The organism is Duganella margarita, from assembly GCF_009857535.1.
Taxonomy (GTDB): Bacteria; Pseudomonadota; Gammaproteobacteria; order Burkholderiales; family Burkholderiaceae_D; genus Rugamonas; species Rugamonas margarita.
In genome coordinates this window covers 72012-90097 of record NZ_WWCS01000018.1, presented here as the reverse complement: position 1 = coordinate 90097, position 18086 = coordinate 72012, and the positions used below count along the sequence as shown (strand labels likewise).

Genomic DNA, 18086 nt, shown 5'->3' with positions numbered 1-18086 from the left:
GCGCAGGCGGGAACCCATACTGAGCGTGTTCAGCATGGATTCCCGCCTGCGCGGGAACGACGCCGTAGTTACTTCGCGCTTGGGCGCAGCGAGATGAAGCGGGTCGAATCGTCGCGGCGCACCAGCACCACCGACGCCTTCTTCGGATCCAGCTTGGCCACCATCTCGTTGAACTGCCTGGCGCTCTTGATTTCGGTGTTATTCAGCTGCAGCAGCACATCGCCCTCTTCCAGCTGGGCGCTGGCCGCCACGCCTTCCACTGAATCGACCAGCACGCCGCCGTCCACGCCCAGCTCTTTCTTCTGGTCGGCGTTCAGGTCGATCACCTTCAGGCCCAGCGCGTTGGCCTTGGCCACTTCCGGCGCCGGCTTGGCGCCCTTGCCCTTGGCCGTTTTGGCGCCCTTGTCGGCGTCCAGCTCAGCCACCGTCACCGGCAGCGTCAGTTCGGCGCCCTTGCGCCACACGGTCACCGATCCCTTGGTGTTGAGCGGACTGTCGCCCACCAGGCGCGGCAGGTCCGACGACTTGTTCACCATCGTGCCGTTGAATTTCAGGATGATATCGCCCGCCTTGACGCCAGCCTTGTCGGCGGGACCGCCCGGCTCCACCAGCGCCACCTCGGCGCCCTGCGCGTTCTTGAGGCCCAGCGACTCCGCCACTTCCTTGCTGACTTCACCGATCTGCACGCCGATGCGGCCGCGCGTGACCTTGCCGTTTTTCTTCAGCTGCTCGGAGACGCGGATCGCTTCATTGATCGGCACCGCGAACGAAATACCGTTATACCCTCCGGACAGGGTGGCGATCTGCGAGTTAATGCCGATTACCTCGCCGCGCATATTGATCAGCGGACCACCCGAATTGCCCGGATTGACCGCCACATCGCTCTGGATCAGCGCCAGGTACTCGCCGGTGTCGCGCGACTTGGCCGAGATGATGCCGGCGGTCACGGTATTTTCCAGGTTGAACGGCGAGCCAATCGCGATCACCCACTCGCCGGCGCGGATCTTGTTGGAGTCGCCCATGCGCAGGAACGGCAGCTTGTCGCCCTCGATTTTCAATACCGCGACGTCGGTGCTGGCGTCGGCGCCCAGCACCTTGGCCTTGAACTCGCGCTTGTCGGTCAGCGTGACGAACACTTCGTCGGCGCCATCGACCACGTGGGCATTGGTCATCACATAGCCGTCGGCCGACAGGATGAAGCCGGAACCGACGCCGCGCTGGACCGGCTCGTCGGACGGCGCCTGGCGGCGCGGCGAGCGGCCGTTGGGCACCGCGCCCGGCGGAATCGCGCCGCCAAAGAAACGGCGCAGCAACTCCTGCATCTCGTCGTCGCCGAGGCCGGCGGCGCCCTTGCCCTGTTTCAGACGTTCGGTGGTACGGATATTCACCACGGCCGGGCCGACGCTGTCGACCAGATCGGCAAAGTCCGGCAGGCCGATGACGGCGCCAGTGACCGGCGTGGCCGCCGTGGCGGGCGACAGGCCCAGGGACATCCACAAGCTTGCGCCAAGCACCAGCGCGGACAGCGTTTTACCACCAGCAGAGAAGTTATTTTTCATGGAGTATCGGTCTCTTCTTCAAAAGTCAGTATGCAAGCGCGACATGAGGCTAGCACATGGTAAGCGAAAACGCGCGCTACCGTATGCGCCAGCAGATTATACGGGGATGCAGCTTAAGGCAAAATGATGGCGGCGGGCAGATCTTCAAGAGCGGCCGGCGCAGTCTGATACGGCGCCTCGGCCGCCAGCCGCGCCGCCAGGCGGGCGCTGAAGCCGTCGCTGAGCTCGGCGCCGGGTGTGCTGCGCAGCACATCGCCGGTCAGGTGATAGGCGCGCCAGGCGGCCTGCCCGGCGCTGGTGTCGAGCGCGGCCAGGGCCAGCTCGCGTTCGCTGTCCGGCAGGGCGCCGTCAGCCAGTGCCGAGATATGTTCACGCAGTTTTTTGTCGGTGTCCATAGCTATCCCGCCATCTTAAGTTGCCGAATAACATCATCATTCCCGCCTTACCAGCGCTTGTCAACTGGCAGGTCCAGCAGGGGCCGCAATTTTTCGGCGATGACTTCGCGGGCGCGGAAGATGCGGCTGCGCACGGTGCCGATGGGACAGGCCATGATGTCGGAAATTTCCTCATAGCTCAGCCCTTCGATCTCGCGCAGGGCGATCGCGGTACGCAAGTCCACCGGCAAGGCGTCCATGGCCGCGTTGACGGTCTGGGCGATCTGTTTGCTGGCCAGCATGGACTCTGGCGTATTGATGTCGCGCAAATGCTCGCCATCGTTAAATCCTTCGGCTTGTTCATGATCGGCGTCGGCAGACGTGAGCGTGCGCCGCCCCTGCGTCGCCAGGTGGTTCTTGGCGGTATTGATGCCGATGCGGTACAGCCAGGTGTAGAAAGCCGAATCGCCGCGGAAATGCCGCAACGCCCGGTACGCCTTGATAAAGGTTTCCTGCACCACGTCCTCTGCCTCGGCCGGGTCGTGCACGATACGCGACAGCAAGCGCATCAGCCGGCGTTGGTATTTCGCCACCAGCATGTCAAACGCCTGCTTGTCGCCATCGCGGACCCGCTCGACCAGCAACTGGTCACACTCGCGTTCTGTCGTCACTCCTGCATTCCTCGATGGCCTGCAGCGCAGCCGATTCGTATAGTCATATGCTATAGAGTTAGCCCGCTGCAAGAAGTTCACACTGCCGGCGTGTTTATTTCGGTGCGCGCCGCCGCGCGGCAGGCCAGTGACAGCGCGCGCCACTCGGCCGGCGCCACGCTGTCCGGCAGCACCGCCAGCACCTGCACCTTGCCGTCCGCATCGACCAGACGCAGCAACAGCAAGCGCGGCCATAACGTCGAGCCGCCCAGCAGGCGCAGCGCGCTGCCGTTGTGCTGGTATACCGCCAGCCGCACCTGGCCGACACCGGATATATCAAGCTGGCGTGCAATAGCCGGCGGGCGGCCGCCCAGCCAGGCCATGATGCCGACCAACAGGCACAACAGCTGCGCCACCACGCCGGGGCAGGCGGCGGCGGACGCCATCACGCAACAGCACAGGCCGGCATGCGCAATGCGCAAGCCACGCGAGGGGCGAACGATGACGGACACCGCGACCGACATGACGGCAGCACCATAAACACATGAATAAAAATTGGGGGGATACTGCGTGGAAGCGCCGGCCGCAAGGCCGGGCAATTCAGGCGCCGGCGAGTGCCGGCGCCGAATTCTCGCTCACCCTGATTGGACAGGACGAGACGAGAATTGGTTCAAACTTTTTTACACTTTACCGAAGACCAGCGAGCCGTTGGTGCCGCCGAAGCCGAACGAGTTTTTGACTGCATACTCGATCTGCATGTCGCGCGCCGTGTTGGCAACGAAGTCCAGGTCGCATGCCGGATCCTGGTTGAAGATGTTGATGGTCGGCGGCGACACCTGATGGTGTACTGCCAGCACCGTAAACACCGACTCCAGACCGCCCGCGCCGCCCAGCAAGTGGCCGGTCATCGACTTGGTCGAATTGACCACCAGCTTTTTGGCGTGGTCGCCGAAAGTGCGCTTGATGCCCTGCACTTCCGCCACGTCGCCTTGCGGCGTCGAGGTACCGTGCGCATTCACATACTGCACCTGGTCCGGATTGATGCCGGCGTCGCGCAGCGCGGCTTGCGCCGACTTGCTGCCACCGCTGCCATCTTCCAGAGGCGAGGTCATGTGATACGCATCGGCGCTCATGCCAAAGCCGAGCACTTCCGCATAGATCTTGGCGCCGCGCGCCTTGGCGTGTTCATACTCTTCGAGCACCATCACGCCCGCACCTTCGCCCAGCACGAAACCGTCGCGGTCCGCATCCCATGGACGGGAAGCGGTGGCCGGATCGTCGTTGCGGGACGACAGCGCCTTGGCCGAGGCGAAACCGCCCAGGCCCAGCGGCGACACGGTCGATTCAGCACCTCCGGCCACCATGACGTCGGCATCGCCGTACTCAATCATGCGCGCAGCGGCGCCGATGCAATGCAGGCCGGTGGTGCAAGCCGTCACGATCGACAGGTTAGGACCACGCATGCCGTACTTGATCGACAGGTTGCCCGAGATCATATTAATGATCGAGGCCGGCACAAAGAACGGCGAGATACGGCGCGGACCGCGCTTGTCGTAATCTTCCTTTTGTTCTTCGATCATCGGCAGACCGCCGATACCGGAACCGACGATCACGCCGATACGGTCGGCGTTTTCTTCGGTGACAACCACGCCCGAGTCTTGCACAGCCTGGATGCCGGCCGCCATGCCGTAATGGATGAAGGTATCCATGTGGCGGGCTTCTTTCGCGGAGATATAGTCCTCGATGTTGAAGCCTTTGACTTCACCGGCAAAGCGGGTGCTGAAAGCTGTTGCGTCAAACTTGGTGATGGTGGCAATACCGGATTTGCCCTCGACCGCTGCGGCCCACGTATCGGCAATGTTATTGCCAATCGGGGTCACGGCGCCCAGGCCGGTAATGACAACACGACGGTTTTTAGAACCTCTCAAGCGATTCTCCTAAAGTCGATCGGGCAGAAATTACGCCTTGACGTGCGCGGTAGCGTAGTCGATCGCTTGCTGCACGGTGGTGATTTTTTCTGCTTGTTCGTCAGGGATTTCCATTTCGAACTCGTCTTCCAGGGCCATCACCAGTTCCACGGTGTCCAGCGAGTCAGCGCCCAGATCGTCAACGAACGACGATTCGGTTTTGATGTCTGCTTCGGCGACGCCCAGTTGTTCAGCGACGATTTTCTTAACGCGTTGTTCGATATCCGACATGTTATGGCTCCATTTGTTTGTTACGGAAAGCGCGCATTTTATCAGGTTTGCGCACTGAAAAACTAATTTCGATGAGTGCTGCTAAATATACCGAAATTACTACTAAAAGATTTGAATGGGCTTTGATTTACGCCCATTCTCATCAGTTTACATACATACCGCCATTCACATGCAGGGTGGTGCCGGTAATATAAGCGGCTTGCGGCGACGCCAGGAAGGCGACGGCTGCGGCGATATCCTCCGGCTTGCCGAGGCGCGCCAGCGGAATCTGGGTCAGCAAGGCGGCGTGCTGCTCATCGCCCAGCGCCTTGGTCATGTCGGTATCGATGAAGCCCGGCGCCACACTGTTGACCGTGATGTTGCGGCTGCCGATTTCACGCGCCAGCGCGCGCGTCATGCCTTCCACGCCGGCCTTGGCGGCGGCGTAGTTGATCTGGCCCGGATTGCCGGTCGACGCCACCACCGAGGTGATGTTGATGATGCGGCCGTTCTTGGCCTTCATCATGCCGCGCAGCACGCCGCGCGACAGGCGGCCGACCGAAGTCAGGTTGGTGGCGATGACGCTATCCCACTCTTCATCCTTCATGCGCATGGCCAGCTGGTCCTGGGTGATGCCGGCGTTGTTGACCAGGATGCCGACTGCGCCAAAAGTCTTGCTGATGTCGTCCAGGATGGCCGAGCACGCTTCGGCGTTGGTGACGTTCAGCACCATGCCCTTGCCGGCTTCCGCGCCGATCTCGGCCAGGTAAGCGGAAATCGCTTCGGCGCCGGCTTCGGTGGTGGCGGTGCCGATCACTTTCGCGCCCTGGCGCGCCAGCTCCTGGGCAATCGCCTTGCCGATGCCACGCGATGCGCCCGTTACCAGGGCGACTTGATTTGCTAAAGTCATGGAAGTCCTTCTACAGTAAATACGGAGTGTGCCTGAAACCGCAAACGATTATTTGAGTTCGCTCAACACGCGGTCCAGCGTGGCCTGATCATAAATCGCGTCGCCCACCAGATTGGCGTCGATGCGCTTGGTCAGCCCCATCAGCACTTTGCCCGGGCCGCACTCGACCACCTTGGTGATGCCGTCGGCGGCGATCTTCTGCACGGTTTCCACCCAGCGCACCGGCGCGGCGGCCTGGCGCACCAGCGCGTCCTTGATCGCGGCCGGATCGTTCAGCACGGCCACGTCGACGTTGTTGATCAGCTCGATCTGCGGCGCGGCGAAGGTGATGTTGGCCAGGTAGTCGCGCAGGCGGTCCGACGCCGGCTTCAGCAGCGACGAGTGGAACGGCGCCGACACCGGCAGCTTCATGGCGCGCTTGGCGCCCTTGCCCTTGGCGATCTCGCAGGCGCGCTCGACGGCGGCGGTATCGCCGGCGATGACGACTTGCGCCGGCGCGTTGAAATTGACGGCCTCGACCACGCCACCGGCAGCGGCGGCTTCGGCGCAGGCGGCGCGGACGTCGTCATCCGACAGGCCCAGCACCACGGCCATGGTGCCCTGGCCGACCGGCACCGCTTCCTGCATGGCTTGCGCGCGGAAGCGCACCAGCGGCACCGCGTCCTTGAACGAAATCACGCCGGCAGCCACCAGCGCCGAGTATTCGCCCAGGCTGTGGCCGGCAACCACCGACGGCACGGCGCCGCCAGCGGCGATCCAGGCGCGGTAAGTGGCGACCGCGGCGGTCAGCATCACCGGCTGGGTGTTGGTGGTCAGGTCCAGTTCTTCTTTCGGGCCTTCGGCGATCAGCTTGCCGAGATCGAAGCCGAGCGCTTCCGACGCTTCGGCGACGGTTTGGGCAACCACCGGATTACCGGCAAAGCCGTCCAGCATCGCAATCGCTTGCGAACCCTGGCCTGGGAATACAAAAGCAAATTTAGTCATGACTTCCATCCATCTCTTTTATTATTGGCAGCAAAGCTATCATCGAAACATGACAGCGCCGCTACAGTTGAGTCCGTTAGAACTCTAATTCTAATTCAGGGTCAAAAACGAACCAGAACGGCGCCCCAGGTAAAGCCGCCACCGACGCCTTCCAGCATCAGGTTCTGGCCACGCTGGACGCGACCATCGCGCACCGCAGCGTCGAGCGCCAGCGGAATCGAAGCCGCCGAAGTATTGCCATGCTGATCCACCGTGACCACCATTTTGTCCATTGGCAGGCCCAGCTTTTTGGCGGTGCTGCTCATGATGCGCAGGTTGGCCTGGTGCGGGATCAGCCAGTCGATTTCTGCCGCTTGCATGTTGGCTTTTTCCAGCGCCTCGTCGGCCACCTTGGCCAGTACCGAGACCGCCAGCTTGAATACTGCCGGGCCATCCATGTACAGGTAGGCTTCGCCGGCGGTGGCGCCGCCGAAACTATGCGGCATGCACAGGATGTCGGCATGGCTGCCGTCCGCATGCAGCGCGGTCGACAGGATGCCCGGCTCGTCCGATGCGCTCAGCACAACGGCGCCGGCGCCGTCACCGAACAGCACGCAGGTGGTGCGGTCATTGAAATCGAGAATGCGGGAGAACACTTCCGAACCGATCACCAGCACGTTCTTGTGCACGCCGGCGCGGATGAACGCATCGGCGGTCGACAGCGCGTAGACGAAGCCGCTGCAGACAGCCTGCACGTCGACGGCGGCGCCGTGGTTGGTGATGCCCAGTTTCTGCTGCACGATGCAGGCGGTGCTGGGGAAGCTGCCGAAGAAATCCGGCGTCGAGCTGGCAACGATGATCAGGTCGATATCGTTGGGCTGCAAGCCAGCCATGTCCAGCGCGTTGGTGGCGGCCTTGACTGCCAGGTCGGACGATTTCTCATCCGCTGCGGCAAAGTGACGCGCCGCGATGCCGCTGCGGCTGACGATCCATTCGTTCGAGGTTTCGATGCCGTTGGCAGCGAGTTGATCAGCCAATTCCTGGTTGGTCACCCGTTTGGCCGGCAGGTAGCTGCCGGTGCCGAGAATTTTGCTATACAAAGTCATGCCGTTTTACCGTCCACTAAATGGTTGAGCTTGGTACTTCCGGTGTTTCGGTGTTACGCGGCATCAGCTCGGCGATCAGGGTCGAAATGTGCGGCAACACGTCATTTTTTGCAGCATCATACGCCCGCTTGATCGCCCACTCAAAGGAATATGCATCAGCGCCGCCATGGCTTTTGAAGACCAGGCCGCGCAGGCCCAGCAGGCTGGCGCCGTTGTAACGCGACGGCGACAGGCGTTTTTTAATATTGTTCAGCGCGCCGCGGCCGATCAGGGCGCTCAGCATGGTCAGCGGGTTGCGGGTGAATTCCGATTTGACGGTATCGGCAAAGAAGCGGGCCACGCCCTCGACGGCCTTCAGCGTGACGTTGCCAGTGAAGCCGTCGCACACCACCAGGTCGGTCGTGCCTTTGAAGATATCGTTGCCTTCAACGTTGCCGTGGAAGTTCAGCGCGCCACGCTCATGGTCGGCTTGCAGCAGCTTGCTGGTGGCCTTGACCACGTCGTTGCCCTTGATGTCTTCGGTGCCGACGTTGAGCAGGCCGATGGTCGGGCGGGCGATGTTTTCCATCGACGACACCAGCACCGACCCCATGATGGCGAACTGGTGCAGGTGATGCGGTTCGCAATCGACGTTGGCGCCCAGGTCCAGCATATAGGTCGGGCCGCCTTTTTGATTGGGCATGATGCTGCAGATGGCCGGGCGGTCGACGCCGCTCATGGTCTTGAGCACGTAGCGCGCGACCGCCATCAGCGCGCCGGTATTGCCGGCCGAGACGGAAGCCTGGGCTTTACCGTCTTTCACTTGCTCGATGGCGACGCGCATCGACGAATCCTTCTTGCGGCGCAGGGCCACTTCGAGCGGATCGTCCATGGTAACTTGTTCGGAGGCGTGTACCACGCTCAGACGCGGGTGGGCGTCGGCATGGTGCTTCTTCAGTTCGGCGCGGATGACGTCTTCGAGACCGACAAGGATCAGCTCGGCATCAGGCTCACGTTTAACGAAGGAAACAGCTGCGGGGATAGTGACTGAGGGGCCGTGATCGCCACCCATGCAGTCGATAGAAATTTTGATTGTCATTGTTATGGCAAGCAGCGGGACCGCGACTTCCGGACTCCGCGTTGGAACATGACGGTGTGCAAAACCAAATTGCAGCCGATTAAAAAAGAAAAAGCGATGCTACGCAAGTCAGCACCGCCTATTTCCAGGTCCAGCAAAAGCGTCGATTACTCGTCGTTTTTGGTTTTCAGGACTTTACGACCACGGTAGAAGCCGTTAGGGCTGATGTGGTGACGCAGGTGGGTTTCACCGGTGGTTGGCTCGATTGCCAGTTGTGGAGCAACCAGGAAATCGTGCGAACGGTGCATACCGCGCTTCGATGGGGATTTTTTGTTCTGTTGAACTGCCATGTTAATGACTCCTAATACATAAGTTCTAAAATTCTAACACAATCGATCAGCATACGACATGCGAATCGAGCCCTACTACATTGCACTGCTAACTTGCCAAGACTCGATTTGCACGCGTTCTGACACGTCTGGTACCACTACTTATTCGGGTTTGAGGCTCTTCAGAGCATCGAAGGGCGAGATCTTCTCGCTTTTCGCTTTGTCCAACAAGCTGGAATCCGGGCAGACATCGTGACGTGGCGATTGCGGCAAGGCCAGCAACGCTTCGTCTTCCACCAGGTACATCAGCTCCATGTTGCGACTTCCAACGATGACGTCGATCGATTCGTCGTCTATCGTCGCTTCAATTTCATCCGCCTGCTCATCGTCCTTACCCAGCATCAGCACGGTCGACGAATCGAGATGGTGAGCGTAAGGCTGCAGGCAGCGCTGGCAAATCAGTTGCACGATGCCGTTGACCGACAGCGTCATCTGCGGGAAGCCCAGTTTATGGGTGCTGCCGACTGCCTTCCAGGCGATCTCGCCGGACGCATCCGCACACTCCTTGGCCAGACGGGTCATTTCCGCAACGGGGGTCACGCCATCCCTGCTGCTGTTGGTCCGACAGAATTCAAAGGTGTCGATCACAAGAGCATTCATTACAGAGGTTCCCCGGAAAACCTGCGATAATAGCAGGGTTTTCGACATTAAGTCAAAGCCTTAGCGAATTTTGCGGCATTTTTGTCGCTTCCTTCGCCGGCGACAGAGCATATAACATTCCCCTCATGACATCAAGTTTACTCGTACTGGCTTCCAGTTCCGCCTACCGCAAAGAATTATTATCGCGCCTGCAACTGCCGTTCGAAGTGGCCGTGCCCAACATCGACGAATCCCCGCAGCCGGGCGAGACGCCGAGCGCCACCGCGCTGCGGCTGGCGCTGGAGAAAGCCGCCGCCGTCGCCGCCAAGATGCCGGGCGCCATCGTCATCGGCTCCGACCAGGTCGCCACGCTGGACGACGAACAGATCGGCAAGCCGGGCAACCACGCCAACGCGCTGGCGCAACTGCAGAAAATGCGCGGCCGCGAAGTCATCTTCCATACCGCGCTGTGCGTGTGGGACGGCCGCGACGGCAGCCACCAGCTGCAAGACATCCAGACCGTGGTCCAGTTCCGCGACCTGCCGGATGCCGAGCTGGACGCCTACCTGCGCATCGAGCAGCCCTACGACTGCGCCGGCAGCGCCAAGAACGAGGCGCTGGGCATCACCATCCTCGAACGCATCGACAGCAACGACCCGACCGCCCTCACCGGCTTGCCATTAATCGCGCTGACAGGCATGCTGCGCAATATTGGCATCTCCTTCTTCCAACCATAATATGACCGGCACCCTCTTTTTAATCCCGAATACCCTGGGCGAGACCGAAGCGCTCGCCAACGTGCTGCCTGAGCAGGTACAGCGCATCACCTCGCAGCTCGACTACTTCGTGGCGGAAAACGCCAAGACCGCGCGCGCCTTCCTGAAGCTGGTCGGCGCCCGGCACCCGCTGTGCAAGCCGATGCAGGAAATCACAATCGCCGAACTCAACGTCAACACCCCGGCCGCCGCGCTGGCCGACCTGCTGGCGCCGCTGCTGGCGGGCCAGGATGGCGGCCTGGTGTCGGAAGCCGGCGTGCCGGCGGTGGCCGATCCCGGCGCCGACCTGGTGCGCCTGGCGCATCAGCACAAGATTCCGGTGCGGCCGCTGGTCGGGCCGTCGTCGCTGCTGCTGGCCGTCATGGCGAGCGGCCTGAACGGCCAGAGCTTCGCCTTCAACGGCTACCTGCCGACCGACGCCGCCCAGCGCGACAAGCGCATCAAGGAACTGGAACTGCGCTCGCGCAAGGAAAAGCAAACCCAGCTCTTCATCGAAACGCCGTACCGCAACGCCGCCATGCTGGAAGCGCTGGTGGCCGCCTGCGCGCCGGGCACGCTGGTGTGCGTGGCGACCGATCTGAGCCTGCCATCCGAAACCATCCGCACCATGACGGCGGCGCAGTGGAAAACCGCGCCGGCGCCGGACTTCCACAAGAAGCCGACCGTGTTCCTGCTGCTGGGGCAATAAGATGACGACGCCTTATGAATGGCTGATCGGCCTACGCTACATCCGTGCCGGCCGCCGCAGTGGCCGCAACAGCTACATCTCCTTCATGTCGCTGGTATCGATTGCCGGCGTCGGCCTCGGCGTGGCGGCGCTGATCGTCGTGCTGTCGGTGATGAACGGCTTCCAGCGCGACGTCGGCGCGCGCATGATCTCGATCCTGTCGCACATCGAAGTGTTTGACGCGCGCGGCATCCTGACGGACTGGCAAGCCACCGCGCGCGACGCCGAACGCAATCCGGCGGTCAAGGGCGCCGCCCCCTTCGTCGAACTGCCGGGCATGCTGCTGCAGGAAGACAGCATGAAGCCGGCGCTGCTGCGCGGCATCCTGCCGGAACAGGAAGCCAAGGTCGCCGATTTCATGCAAGGCAAGAACGCCGCCGCGCTGGACATGCTGCAACCGGGCGCCAAGCAGATCGTTCTTGGATCGGAACTGGCCAAGGCGCTGCACGTCAAGGCCGGCGACCACGTGGTGCTGGCGATGCCGTCGCAGCAGTCCACCGTCAACAACCTGATGCCGCAGACCTACCGCTTCACGGTGGCTGGCACGTTTGAGGTCGGACACTTTGAATTCGACTCCGGCATGGCCCTCATCCACATGCAGGATGCGGAAGCTATCCTGCACCTGACCGCGCCGATGGGCCTGCGCCTGCGCATCGCCGACGCCAACCAGGCGCCGCAGATCGCGCACGAACTCAAGAACAGCCTCAACGGCAACTACCTGGTGCGTGACTGGACCCAGCGCAATTCAACGTGGTTCGCCGCCGTGCAGAGCCAGAAGCACATGATGTTCATCATCCTGACGCTGATCGTGGCCGTGGCCGCGTTCAACGTGGTGGCGATGCTGGTGATGTCGGTGACCGACAAGCGCGCCGACATCGCCATCCTGCGCACGCTGGGTGCGCGGCCGGCGTCGATCATGAAGATCTTCATGGTGCAGGGCTTGCTGTCGGGCCTGATGGGCGTGGCAGCCGGCGCCACGCTGGGGATATTGATCGCCTGGAACCTGCCGCAAATCGCCAGCGGCATCGAGCACCTGCTGGGCATCCAGCTGCTCGACAAGAACATCTACTTCATCACCTCGGTGCCGTCGCAGCTGTTGTGGAGCGACGTGAGCGGCGTGGTAGGCGTGGCGGTGGTGCTGTCCTTCCTGTCCACGCTGTATCCAAGCTGGTGGGCCACGCGCGCCAATCCGGCCGAGGCGCTGCGCTACGAGTGAGTTCTAAATGCCGCGGGTGTATTCGGTGACCCACTCGATGGCGGCCAGCTGAATGGCGTAGAGGTCGGACGGCCGCAGGCTGAGCTGATGCAGCATCTGCGCCAGCACACGGCCGTCACGGCCGCTTTCCAGGTGTTCGATCAGGCTCAGCATGTTGCCGTAGTCGCCGGCGCGGTGCAGCAAGGCGCCGCGCACGTCGTCCAGCACGTTGACGCTTTCCAGCACGTCGCGCATCTGGATCGAGAACAAGGTGTCCATCAGCGACATCACGCCCACTGTGAAGCCGATGTCGGCACTGACCCGCTGCCCCGGCTGCCGATGCTCCACCATCAATTCCATGGTCTTGCCGCGCGTGGTGGCCAGTTGCAGCAGCGGCGAGGTGAATTCCTGCGTGCCGCCATTCTTTACGTACAGCAGGATCTGCAACCAGCGCCGCAGCTGGCGCCGCCCCAGCACCATCAGCGCATGGCTGACCGAGTTAATGCGCTGCCGCGCGCCGACCGCCGGCGTGTTCACCAGCCGCAGCAGGTTCAGCGTGATCAGCGCGTCATGCTTGACGCTGCGTTCGATCTCGGCGCTGCTGGCGTCATTGTCCAGCAGTTCCAGCAGGTGCAGCACGCTCATCTGCGACGGCGAGATCTTCTTGCCGCTCAAAATCACCGGCCGCGCAAAGTAATAGCCCTGGAAGTATTCGAAGCCGAGGTCCATGCACTGCTGAAACTCTTCGACGGTCTCGACCTTCTCCGCCAGCAGCTTCTGTTTGGGATTTTTCAGCACCCGCGCCAATGCCGGCAAGGTGCCGGGCTGCATGTCCTTGATGTCGACCTTGATCACGTCGCACAGCGGCGTCAGCTTCTGCACGTCTTCCGTCTGGCCGATCACGTCGTCCAGTGCAAACCTGAAGCCGGCTTCTTTCAGCTCGCGCACGCGCGCCAGCACTGCCGGTGTGGCTTTGACGGTTTCCAGGAGTTCGAGAATGACTTTGTCGTTCGGCAGGAAGCGAATGAAATCGCTCATCAGCCCGACCGCGTCCACGTTCACAAACGCCATCTGGTCGCCCACCACCTGCCCCATGCCCAGCTCGGATGCGTGGGCGATGACGGTTGCGGTAGCCTGGATATCGTCGGTGACGTGCGCGCCGTTGTAGGAGCCGGCGTCGCGGAACAGCAGCTCATACGCCACCAGCCGCTGTCCCCGGTTGAGGATGGGCTGGCGCGCGAGGAAGAAATTATCCGCTAATTTCGGTGAGGCCGGCGAAGCTAACATCATGGGGAGCTCCCAGTGTCAATCTGCTTGTCCCCAGCCTATACCTAATTATGTACTCTTTACAATATTTTTCTGACGGATAGGTGGACGGCGTTCGCTAGTGTTGCGCGTACCCGTCGTCTGCGTGCCCGTCTCCAGCGTAAAGCGCGCGCCGGCGTCCTGCCCCAGCGCCTTCACCAGCCACGGCATGACTTCTTTCAGCATCGGTTCCAGCGTGTACGGCGGGTTCAGGATGAACATGCCGCTGCTGTGCAGGCCACCGATCCCGTCCGGCATCGGCGTCTTGATCGTCAACACCACGTTCAGCCATTGCGCAGCCGGCAGCTGCTTCAGCTTGTCGGCGAACTGGCGCGATTCCATGCGTTGCAGCAGCGGATACCAGACCGCATAGGTGCCGGTCGGGAAGCGGCCCAGCGCTTCGGCCAGCACGTCCTTGGTCTTTTTGTAGTCCTGCTTGTCTTCATACGGCGGGTCGATCAGCACCAGCGCGCGGCGCGACGGCGGCGGCAGCAGCGCTTTCAGCGCGGCAAAGCCGTCGCCACGCGTGACCAGCACGCGCTTGCCACGCACGGTCGAGCGAATGCCCTGCTGCGCAGCGTGCTCGTCCAGCTTGCGGAAGTTATCGGCCAGCAGCTTGGAGTCGGCCGGATGCAGCTCGAACAAACGCAGGCGATCCTGCTCGCGCGCCACTTTGTCGGCGACATACGGCGAGCCGGGGTAGTAGCGCATCTTGCCGCTCGGGTTCATGCCGCGCACCAGGTCGACGTATTCCTTGACCGGGGCCGGCATGTCCGTCAGGTTCCACAGCGGGCCGATGCCGGTGTCGTACTCGGCGTTCTTGGACGCGAATGCGCCGTCCAGCTCGTAGACGCCGGCGCCCGAATGGGTGTCGATGTAGCTGTAGGCCACATCTTTCTGATTCAGGTACTGCAGCAACTGGATGGTGATGAAGTGCTTGAGCACGTCGGCGTGGTTACCCGCGTGGAAGGCATGGCGGTAAGAGAACATAAGCTGGTGATCCTGATTGATTCAATCCGACATTATCCCTCAGATCGCGCCGGCAACCAAAAAAAGCCCGCATATCGTTTGCGTCAAAGCGCCGGCATGCGGGCTGAATAAGATGGAACTGTAGCGCCGGCATCCGTTGACGCTACTTATTTCATGGAGGAGATTATGGCTTTCAATAATGTAGGGCCGCTGACCTTCCTGGCCCCCGGCCAATCCGTCACCTGGAGTTATACCTACGGCGGCGACCGCGGCACCCAGTTTGCGTCGGCAGACGTCAAAACCCCCAACCAGGGCGCGGTCCACCTGGCCGACCAGCAGCGCAAGGCCAAGGACAACAACGGCAACGCCACTTACTTCGTCACCATCCACAACCAGGGCGTTGGCGGCTGCTTCCACAACTTGCAAGGCGGGGGGATGTCATGAAGATGACCATCGTAACTGACGTGCACGGCAACGTGCTGGGCGCCGTCCAGGGGCATAACCTGACGGAGAAGAAAGATGGTGTGGAGGCTACGGTGTCGTTTGCGCCGGGCCACGCTACCCATATGATCGAAGTCGATGATGACCTGACCACGGTCGATGATGTCGACGAATTCCAGCAACGCCTGCGCACTCACCTGCAGAAACACCAGCAGCCTTAACCAAGGCCAGGCCGCAGCGACGGTGCCGCTGCGGCTTCTTCCATCAAGCCAGCTTTTGCTGCGCAATCAGCACGCCGTCGGCATCGGCATAAATCCAGTCACCCGGATTGACCGCCACACCGGCGATCTGCACCCGCACATTGCGCTCGCCCACGCCCTTCTTGCTGCTCTTCTGCGGATGCGCCGCCAGCGCGCGCACGCCGATGTCGCAGGCATTGATTTCGTCGGTATCACGGATGCAACCGTCGACGATGATGCCGGACCAGCCGTTGTCCTGCGCCAGCAAGCCCAACTGGCCGCCGACCAGGGCCCGCCGCAGGCTGCCGCCGCCATCCACCACCAGCACATTGCCGTCACCCGGCGTTTCCAGCATGGCGCGCACCATGGCGTTGTCTTCATGCACCTTCAGCGTCACCACGCGGCCGGAGAAGCGCACGCGCTGACCGTAGTGTTTGAACACCGGCGGCAGCACGTTCAGGCGGCCGTCTTCCAGCAGGTTGGCGTGGTCGTCGCACAAATCGGTGGTGGCAAAACTCATGGCGGCTCCTTGCATCGTTAAAATGCCTTGATTCTATGCGGTTTTTGGCGTCGCCACCACGCGGCTGTTGCTGCCCACACCCACCGCCGTCAGGATTACCAGCGCCTGGAAGATGCCGATAAACACGAACACGCCGGCCGGATGGTGTGCATCCATTAGCGCACCGAACAGCAGCGGGCCCAGCGCCAGGCCGCTGTCCAGGCCCGAGTACACCACGCCGAACACGCGACCGGTGGCGTTGGCCGGCGCCGCGCCGCGTATCATCAGGTCGCGCGACGGGCCGGAGATGCCGGTCACCAGGCCGATCGCGCCCATCAGCACCACGGCCATCCACGCCGGCACCACGGCCGCCGCCATGATCAGCGCCAGCAGCGCCGCCGTGCCAAAGGCGATCATGATGATGCGGTCGTGGTTGCGGCTGCCGGCACCAAGAAAGCCGCCATACGCCATGCCGGCCGCCGACGCCAACATGAAGCAGGTGTAGGCCGAGGTGGCCGTGCCCAGCGACATGCCGTACAGGCTGACCAGGCTGGTGGCGGCAAAGGTCTGGATGCCGGCCAGCGCCACGGCGGAAATCAGGAAGAAGGCAAAGCACAGCCACACCACTTTCAGCTTGAGGAAGCCGAAGGCGCTGGCGTCGGCGTTGGCTGGCCCGGCCTTGGCGCCGGCCAGCGGAATCGCGGCCGGTTCGGGACGCAGCGCATGCCGGTTCCAGACCAGCAGCGCCAGCACCAGCAGCGGCAACAGCGAGGCGCTGAGCAGCGCGGTGCGCCAGTCGCTGCGGGCCGCCACAGACGTCAGGAACAGCGGCGACAGCGCCCAGCCGATATTGCCGCTGATGCCATGCACCGAGAAGCCATGCGCCAGTCGCGCCCTGGACACGCGCTGGTTCAGCAAGGTGTAGTCAGCCGGGTGAAACACGCTGTTGCCGCAACCGGCCAGCAAGGCGCCCAGCATCAGTTGCGGATAACTGTGTGCGCTCGACAGCATCACCGCCGACACGCCCAGCAGCGCGATGCCGCTGAACAGCACGGTGCGCGCGCCAAGGCGGTCGACCACGAAGCCGGCCATCGCCTGCCCCACGCCGGACACCACGAAGAATACCGTCATCAGCAGCCCCAGTTCCGAATAGCTGAGACCAAACTCCGGCTTCAGCCATGGTATCAGCGCCGCCAGAATCACGTGATAAAAATGCGAAGTGCCATGCGCCATCCCTACCAGCCCGATCACGCGGGCGTCCTGCCGCAGCAAGGTCTTGTCGTTCATACTGCTTTCCCCTTGGTTGTTTGCCAAAGTGTAAGCAATTTGCGCCAGTCTGATTTAAGATAGAACGACAACATTTATCGCTTTTCTGCCATGCCTATCCCTATCGTCAACCATACCCGCTTCGACTGGCACAGCGACACGCCCAGCGCGGAACGGCCGCTGACGATGTCCGGGCGCGACCTGCAAGCGGCCGCCGTGCTGCTGCCGCACCACCACGCCTGGGGCCAGTTCACCTACGCGCTGCAAGGCGTGATGCGGGTCGAGGCCAACCACAGCAGCTGGATCGTGCCGCAGCAGCGCGCCGTCTGGATTCCGCCCGGCGTGGTGCATGGCGTGACCGTGCTGGAAAATACCCACTTGCGGCCGATGTCCGTGTACGCCGGCCGCGCGCCGTTCGCCGGAAACGAATGCAAGGTGCTGGAGCTGTCCAGCCTGCTGAGGGAACTGCTGACGGCGCTCGAGCAGCACGACCGCAGCGAGCAATCGCCGCGCGAGCATCTGCTGATGGAAATGATTCTGGATGAAATTCCGCGCTGCGCGGTGCAGCCGGTGCGCGTGCCGCTGCCCACCGACAAGCGCCTGAAAACACTGTGCAACGCGCTGATCGCCGATCCCGGTGCGGAACGCACGCTGGCCGACTGGGCCGGCCAGGTCGGCGCCTCGGAGCGCACCCTCGCCCGCCTGTTCGAGCGCGAGCTGGGCATGGGCTTTGCCCAATGGCGCCAGCAGGCACGGCTGGCGCACGCGGCGCCGTTGATTGCCAACGGCAGGCCGCTGTCGCAGGTGGCCGCCGAGCTGGGCTATGCCAGCCAGTCGGCCTTCTCCGCCATGTTCCGCAAAACCTTCGGCTGCTCGCCGTCGGCGTTTTTTAAATAACTGCGGAC

General features: G+C 62.4%; 22 protein-coding genes. 6 read left to right on the top strand and 16 right to left on the bottom strand.

The annotated features are described in order from the left end of the window. Nucleotides 1-68: 68 nt before the first annotated feature. The 12 genes from GTP55_RS23060 to GTP55_RS23005 form a co-directional block, all read right to left on the bottom strand. Nucleotides 69-1559, bottom strand: a complete 1491-nt coding sequence (locus GTP55_RS23060) for a Do family serine endopeptidase (protein ID WP_371868418.1) — start codon at nucleotides 1557-1559, stop codon at nucleotides 69-71. A 113-nt stretch (nucleotides 1560-1672) separates the two neighbouring features. Then, entirely contained in the window at nucleotides 1673-1954 is a 282-nt protein-coding gene (locus GTP55_RS23055; protein WP_161047157.1) for a sigma-E factor negative regulatory protein, read from the bottom strand. A gap of 47 nt (nucleotides 1955-2001) precedes the next feature. Then, nucleotides 2002-2604, bottom strand: coding sequence for an RNA polymerase sigma factor RpoE (rpoE, locus tag GTP55_RS23050; RefSeq protein WP_161047156.1), 603 nt, complete (start codon nucleotides 2602-2604; stop codon nucleotides 2002-2004). Nucleotides 2605-2681: 77 nt separating this feature from the next. Then, nucleotides 2682-3107, bottom strand: coding sequence for a protein YgfX (locus GTP55_RS23045; protein ID WP_161047155.1), 426 nt, complete (start codon nucleotides 3105-3107; stop codon nucleotides 2682-2684). A gap of 156 nt (nucleotides 3108-3263) precedes the next feature. Further along, nucleotides 3264-4511, bottom strand: coding sequence for a beta-ketoacyl-ACP synthase II (gene fabF, locus GTP55_RS23040; RefSeq protein ID WP_161047154.1), 1248 nt, complete (start codon nucleotides 4509-4511; stop codon nucleotides 3264-3266). Between the two features lie 30 nt (nucleotides 4512-4541). Further along, on the bottom strand, nucleotides 4542-4781 hold the full coding sequence (gene acpP, locus GTP55_RS23035; RefSeq protein WP_055936274.1) for an acyl carrier protein: 240 nt from the start codon (nucleotides 4779-4781) through the stop codon (nucleotides 4542-4544). Between the two features lie 142 nt (nucleotides 4782-4923). Next, complete coding sequence (gene fabG / locus GTP55_RS23030) at nucleotides 4924-5670, bottom strand: 3-oxoacyl-ACP reductase FabG (protein WP_161047153.1); 747 nt, start codon at nucleotides 5668-5670, stop codon at nucleotides 4924-4926. A gap of 48 nt (nucleotides 5671-5718) precedes the next feature. Beyond that, the gene (gene fabD / locus GTP55_RS23025) at nucleotides 5719-6654 is read right to left on the bottom strand and encodes an ACP S-malonyltransferase (RefSeq protein WP_161047152.1); all 936 of its coding nucleotides are present in this window, start codon (nucleotides 6652-6654) and stop codon (nucleotides 5719-5721) included. Between the two features lie 101 nt (nucleotides 6655-6755). Next, nucleotides 6756-7739: a beta-ketoacyl-ACP synthase III gene (locus GTP55_RS23020; RefSeq protein WP_161047151.1), complete on the bottom strand. Its 984-nt coding sequence runs from the start codon at nucleotides 7737-7739 to the stop codon at nucleotides 6756-6758. Between the two features lie 16 nt (nucleotides 7740-7755). Then, nucleotides 7756-8817: a phosphate acyltransferase PlsX gene (plsX, locus tag GTP55_RS23015; RefSeq protein ID WP_161047150.1), complete on the bottom strand. Its 1062-nt coding sequence runs from the start codon at nucleotides 8815-8817 to the stop codon at nucleotides 7756-7758. Between the two features lie 146 nt (nucleotides 8818-8963). Then, a complete protein-coding gene (rpmF, locus tag GTP55_RS23010; protein ID WP_072783806.1) occupies nucleotides 8964-9146 on the bottom strand; it encodes a 50S ribosomal protein L32 in 183 nt (60 codons plus the stop codon). A 141-nt stretch (nucleotides 9147-9287) separates the two neighbouring features. Continuing rightward, a complete protein-coding gene (locus tag GTP55_RS23005) occupies nucleotides 9288-9785 on the bottom strand; it encodes a YceD family protein (RefSeq protein WP_161047149.1) in 498 nt (165 codons plus the stop codon). Between the two features lie 125 nt (nucleotides 9786-9910). Here GTP55_RS23005 and GTP55_RS23000 point away from each other — a divergent pair, with 125 nt between their 5' ends. The 3 genes from GTP55_RS23000 to GTP55_RS22990 are packed head-to-tail and all read left to right on the top strand — an operon-like array spanning nucleotide 9911 to nucleotide 12483. Continuing rightward, nucleotides 9911-10501, top strand: coding sequence for a Maf family nucleotide pyrophosphatase (locus tag GTP55_RS23000; RefSeq protein WP_161047148.1), 591 nt, complete (start codon nucleotides 9911-9913; stop codon nucleotides 10499-10501). Between the two features lies 1 nt (nucleotide 10502). Next, nucleotides 10503-11228, top strand: a complete 726-nt coding sequence (locus GTP55_RS22995) for an SAM-dependent methyltransferase (protein WP_161047147.1) — start codon at nucleotides 10503-10505, stop codon at nucleotides 11226-11228. 1 nt (nucleotide 11229) lies between these two features. Beyond that, nucleotides 11230-12483: a lipoprotein-releasing ABC transporter permease subunit gene (locus tag GTP55_RS22990; protein WP_161047146.1), complete on the top strand. Its 1254-nt coding sequence runs from the start codon at nucleotides 11230-11232 to the stop codon at nucleotides 12481-12483. Between the two features lie 3 nt (nucleotides 12484-12486). Here GTP55_RS22990 and GTP55_RS22985 read toward each other — a convergent pair whose 3' ends face one another. Then, the gene (locus tag GTP55_RS22985) at nucleotides 12487-13752 is read right to left on the bottom strand and encodes an EAL and HDOD domain-containing protein (protein WP_161047145.1); all 1266 of its coding nucleotides are present in this window, start codon (nucleotides 13750-13752) and stop codon (nucleotides 12487-12489) included. A 45-nt stretch (nucleotides 13753-13797) separates the two neighbouring features. Next, nucleotides 13798-14757, bottom strand: coding sequence for a 23S rRNA (adenine(2030)-N(6))-methyltransferase RlmJ (locus GTP55_RS22980; RefSeq protein ID WP_110848742.1), 960 nt, complete (start codon nucleotides 14755-14757; stop codon nucleotides 13798-13800). A gap of 165 nt (nucleotides 14758-14922) precedes the next feature. Here GTP55_RS22980 and GTP55_RS22975 point away from each other — a divergent pair, with 165 nt between their 5' ends. Both GTP55_RS22975 and GTP55_RS22970 read left to right on the top strand, forming a co-directional pair. Next, nucleotides 14923-15180: a hypothetical protein gene (locus GTP55_RS22975; protein ID WP_161047144.1), complete on the top strand. Its 258-nt coding sequence runs from the start codon at nucleotides 14923-14925 to the stop codon at nucleotides 15178-15180. 2 nt (nucleotides 15181-15182) lie between these two features. Beyond that, nucleotides 15183-15398, top strand: coding sequence for a hypothetical protein (locus GTP55_RS22970; RefSeq protein WP_229258124.1), 216 nt, complete (start codon nucleotides 15183-15185; stop codon nucleotides 15396-15398). A 43-nt stretch (nucleotides 15399-15441) separates the two neighbouring features. Here GTP55_RS22970 and rraA read toward each other — a convergent pair whose 3' ends face one another. Further along, nucleotides 15442-15936, bottom strand: coding sequence for a ribonuclease E activity regulator RraA (gene rraA, locus GTP55_RS22965; protein ID WP_161047142.1), 495 nt, complete (start codon nucleotides 15934-15936; stop codon nucleotides 15442-15444). Nucleotides 15937-15969: 33 nt separating this feature from the next. Further along, nucleotides 15970-17202, bottom strand: coding sequence for an MFS transporter (locus GTP55_RS22960; RefSeq protein WP_161047141.1), 1233 nt, complete (start codon nucleotides 17200-17202; stop codon nucleotides 15970-15972). A gap of 90 nt (nucleotides 17203-17292) precedes the next feature. On the opposite strand from GTP55_RS22960, the gene GTP55_RS22955 reads away from it, so the two are divergent. Next, entirely contained in the window at nucleotides 17293-18078 is a 786-nt protein-coding gene (locus GTP55_RS22955) for a helix-turn-helix transcriptional regulator (RefSeq protein WP_161047140.1), read from the top strand. Nucleotides 18079-18086 lie beyond the last annotated feature (8 nt).

Excerpts from the sequence above, each read along its gene's own strand:
- GTP55_RS23055 (WP_161047157.1), bottom strand. The coding sequence starts at position 1,954 with ATGGACACCGACAAAAAACTGCGTGAACATATCTCGGCACTGGCTGAC.
- GTP55_RS22970 (WP_229258124.1), top strand. The coding sequence starts at position 15,183 with ATGACCATCGTAACTGACGTGCACGGCAACGTGCTGGGCGCCGTCCAG.
- GTP55_RS22980 (WP_110848742.1), bottom strand. The coding sequence starts at position 14,757 with ATGTTCTCTTACCGCCATGCCTTCCACGCGGGTAACCACGCCGACGTG.
- GTP55_RS22975 (WP_161047144.1), top strand. The coding sequence starts at position 14,923 with ATGGCTTTCAATAATGTAGGGCCGCTGACCTTCCTGGCCCCCGGCCAA.
- fabD (WP_161047152.1), bottom strand. The coding sequence starts at position 6,654 with ATGACTAAATTTGCTTTTGTATTCCCAGGCCAGGGTTCGCAAGCGATT.
- GTP55_RS23020 (WP_161047151.1), bottom strand. The coding sequence starts at position 7,739 with ATGACTTTGTATAGCAAAATTCTCGGCACCGGCAGCTACCTGCCGGCC.
- plsX (WP_161047150.1), bottom strand. The coding sequence starts at position 8,817 with ATGACAATCAAAATTTCTATCGACTGCATGGGTGGCGATCACGGCCCC.
- GTP55_RS22990 (WP_161047146.1), top strand. The coding sequence starts at position 11,230 with ATGACGACGCCTTATGAATGGCTGATCGGCCTACGCTACATCCGTGCC.
- GTP55_RS23000 (WP_161047148.1), top strand. The coding sequence starts at position 9,911 with ATGACATCAAGTTTACTCGTACTGGCTTCCAGTTCCGCCTACCGCAAA.
- GTP55_RS22960 (WP_161047141.1), bottom strand. The coding sequence starts at position 17,202 with ATGAACGACAAGACCTTGCTGCGGCAGGACGCCCGCGTGATCGGGCTG.
- GTP55_RS23045 (WP_161047155.1), bottom strand. The coding sequence starts at position 3,107 with ATGTCGGTCGCGGTGTCCGTCATCGTTCGCCCCTCGCGTGGCTTGCGC.
- fabG (WP_161047153.1), bottom strand. The coding sequence starts at position 5,670 with ATGACTTTAGCAAATCAAGTCGCCCTGGTAACGGGCGCATCGCGTGGC.
- rpmF (WP_072783806.1), bottom strand. The coding sequence starts at position 9,146 with ATGGCAGTTCAACAGAACAAAAAATCCCCATCGAAGCGCGGTATGCAC.
- rraA (WP_161047142.1), bottom strand. The coding sequence starts at position 15,936 with ATGAGTTTTGCCACCACCGATTTGTGCGACGACCACGCCAACCTGCTG.
- GTP55_RS22995 (WP_161047147.1), top strand. The coding sequence starts at position 10,503 with ATGACCGGCACCCTCTTTTTAATCCCGAATACCCTGGGCGAGACCGAA.
- acpP (WP_055936274.1), bottom strand. The coding sequence starts at position 4,781 with ATGTCGGATATCGAACAACGCGTTAAGAAAATCGTCGCTGAACAACTG.
- GTP55_RS23060 (WP_371868418.1), bottom strand. The coding sequence starts at position 1,559 with ATGAAAAATAACTTCTCTGCTGGTGGTAAAACGCTGTCCGCGCTGGTG.
- GTP55_RS23005 (WP_161047149.1), bottom strand. The coding sequence starts at position 9,785 with ATGAATGCTCTTGTGATCGACACCTTTGAATTCTGTCGGACCAACAGC.
- GTP55_RS22955 (WP_161047140.1), top strand. The coding sequence starts at position 17,293 with ATGCCTATCCCTATCGTCAACCATACCCGCTTCGACTGGCACAGCGAC.
- GTP55_RS22985 (WP_161047145.1), bottom strand. The coding sequence starts at position 13,752 with ATGATGTTAGCTTCGCCGGCCTCACCGAAATTAGCGGATAATTTCTTC.